At 35.4% G+C, this 2,701-nt stretch carries 1 pseudogene; it reads left to right on the plus strand.

Annotated features, from left to right (window positions below):
- Positions 1 to 204: 204 nt before the first annotated feature.
- Positions 205 to 2,701: pseudogene (locus ACH8JV_RS19155) on the plus strand (hypothetical protein); the annotation flags it as partial.

A 2,701-nucleotide genomic window follows, 5' to 3' on the forward strand; every position in this document is an offset into this window, starting at 1 on the left:
GAAATATATAAGAAAAAAAGAACAACGTATTGTAAATTTTATTAGTGTTTTGGGTGCTTTTAGTACTGGAGTTTTATTGGCTTCAGGTTTTTTTACAATAGTTTTGTAATTATTTTTTTTTATATTTCTATTTTAATTTAGTGGGGGGAATTAAATAACATTTTTTGTGACTTTATACTAAAAATACTTTAACTAGGGGTTTAAATGAGTTCTTCTTTAATTATACAAATTAATGAATTATATAGTAATGTTAATGATTTAAATTCAGCTATTTCACAGGGAGATGGAACAGGTATTGACCGGCAAATAGCTCAGCTTTCATTAGCTTCAACAACTTTAGGTGTTGGGATTACATTAGCAAATGCTAATAATAACTCCAATACGGCAGCAGGTTTAACTGGTTTAAAATATCAAGTTGATGCGGCCTTAACTGGTGCAGCTTTGACTCAAGCTATGATCAATATAGATCAAGGAAATTACCCTGGGGCAATTTCAAATACTCTGGCAGCAATGTCTACAGCAACAAGTCTCGCAGCTCTTGCAGTAGACAAACCTGGGTTAAGTGCGCAATTAAATGTACTTTCAGGATTTCTAGGGGTGGGTTCTAATATTGCAGAAAAAGGGCCACAAATAGCAGATGCTTTAGCTAATGCTCTTTCAGAAATACAGAAAATGCAACACGATGGAACATTCCCGGAACTAGACCCTGATTTATTGCCTGGTTTTGTTGGTGAAGTATTAGAGGGGTGGTCAAAAGAGTTTTATAGTTGGTTCCCAGATGATTGGAATCCGTGGAAAAATATCGATCCAAATAGTGATGGTGTCAAAAAATATCACATATATGATCCAGTTGTCTTAGATCTAGATGGAGATGGTATTGAAACGATTGCTGCTAATAAATGGTCTGGAACATTATTCGATCATGATAATGACGGTATTCGTACATCAACAGGTTGGGTTAGTTCGGATGATGGTATTTTAGTATTTGATCGCAATGGTGATGGTGTCATTAATAATGGTAGTGAACTCTTTGGTGACAGTGTAACTTTAAAGGATGGTAGTCAAGCAAGTAATGGTTATGCTGCTCTAGCTGAATTTGATAGCAATGGCGATGGTAAAGTAAATGCCGAAGATACGAACTTTGACCAGCTTAAAGTTTGGCGTGATTTGAATCAAGATGGAGTTAGTCAAACAGATGAACTATTTGGTTTGACGGAACTCGGGATTCAGTCTTTAAACTTGAATCATACAAATACTGAGACGGCTTTAGGTAATAACAATATTTTAGCTCAAACAGGTAGTTTTGAAAGTGTTGATGGTCAAACCCATATAATGGGAGATGTTAATTTTAGTTTTGATAGTATCTACAGTAGATTTAATAACACTATTGAATTAACAGCAGAACAACAACAAGCTGCAAATCTACATGGTGCTGGACGTGTTCGTGATCTCAGAGAAGCTGCTGCTTTATCTCCAGAGCTAGCAGAAACATTAAAAAATTATTCAAATGCAGAAACTAAGGCTGAGCAGTATGATTTATTAGACCAATTGATTTTAAATTGGGCGAAAACTGATCCAAATTTTAAAGAAGCAAATGAAGTGCGAATGGTATCTTGGGTTAAAACTGCTAATGAAGGTATCGCATTAACACCAGGACAAGCGGCAACAGTTACTTTAGTAGCACCATTGTCAAAAGAATCACAGGCAATATTGGATAAAATTCATCATATACTTCCAATATTAGATGCATTTTCTGGTTCAAAACCTTCACAGATTTATTATGAAAATGAAGCAGATATTAAAAATGTTTTTAACATTATAAATAATGCATATGTGAGTTTGAAAGAAGGTATTTATACGGGCTTGCTTTATCAAACTCGTTTAGATGATTATTTGGCAGAAATTAAACTCAATTTACAAGCAACAGATCCAGCTGAGCTATTTGATTATTCTGGGATTCAGGAAAAATTAGAGCAAATTTTTATAACTAACCCAGAGAAAGCATTTACCGATTTAAGTGATTTAGTAAATTATCATCCTGATATTTTAACCAATTGGTTACCAGAAGGAAAAACATTATTAATTCAATTCTTAAATGAAGTAATTGATCAAGGGTTATGGGACGATTTAGCATCTAAAGTTGATCTAAAAACATTAGACCAATCAGGTTTTATTATCGGAACAAAATTAGATGATACTTTAAATGGTACTAAAAATAATGACATATTGAATGGTGGTCGAGGCAATGACACGTTGAATGGTGGTGCTGGTCAGGATACCTTGATTGGTGGCAGTGGTAACGATGTCATGACAGGTGGTGATTATGAGAAAGATATTTATATCTTCCAGTCAGGTCATGGGCAGGACATTATCAATGATAAAAGCTATGACTGGACCAGTTTACAGTACTTCAATGATGTGAAATTTGAAGGTGCGAACTTTGCCGATGCCCAGTTCTTAAGAGTAGGCAATGATCTGGTGATCAAGGCCTATGGTACAGAAGACTCGGTAACCTTTAAAAATTACCTCGATCAGAATGACTCGTATAGCCGAGACTTTAATTTTATCTTTGCGGACAAGACGATTTCTACTTCGGAAATCACGGGTCTTACTATGCAGCTTAACGGCACGGATGGTAACGATGTACTGAATGGCTGGAAAGGTAAGGATATTCTGATTGGTGGCCTAGGGGATGACACAC

The organism is Acinetobacter sp. ABJ_C5_2 (genome assembly GCF_044538485.1).
Classification (GTDB): Bacteria; Pseudomonadota; Gammaproteobacteria; order Pseudomonadales; family Moraxellaceae; genus Acinetobacter; species Acinetobacter nosocomialis_A.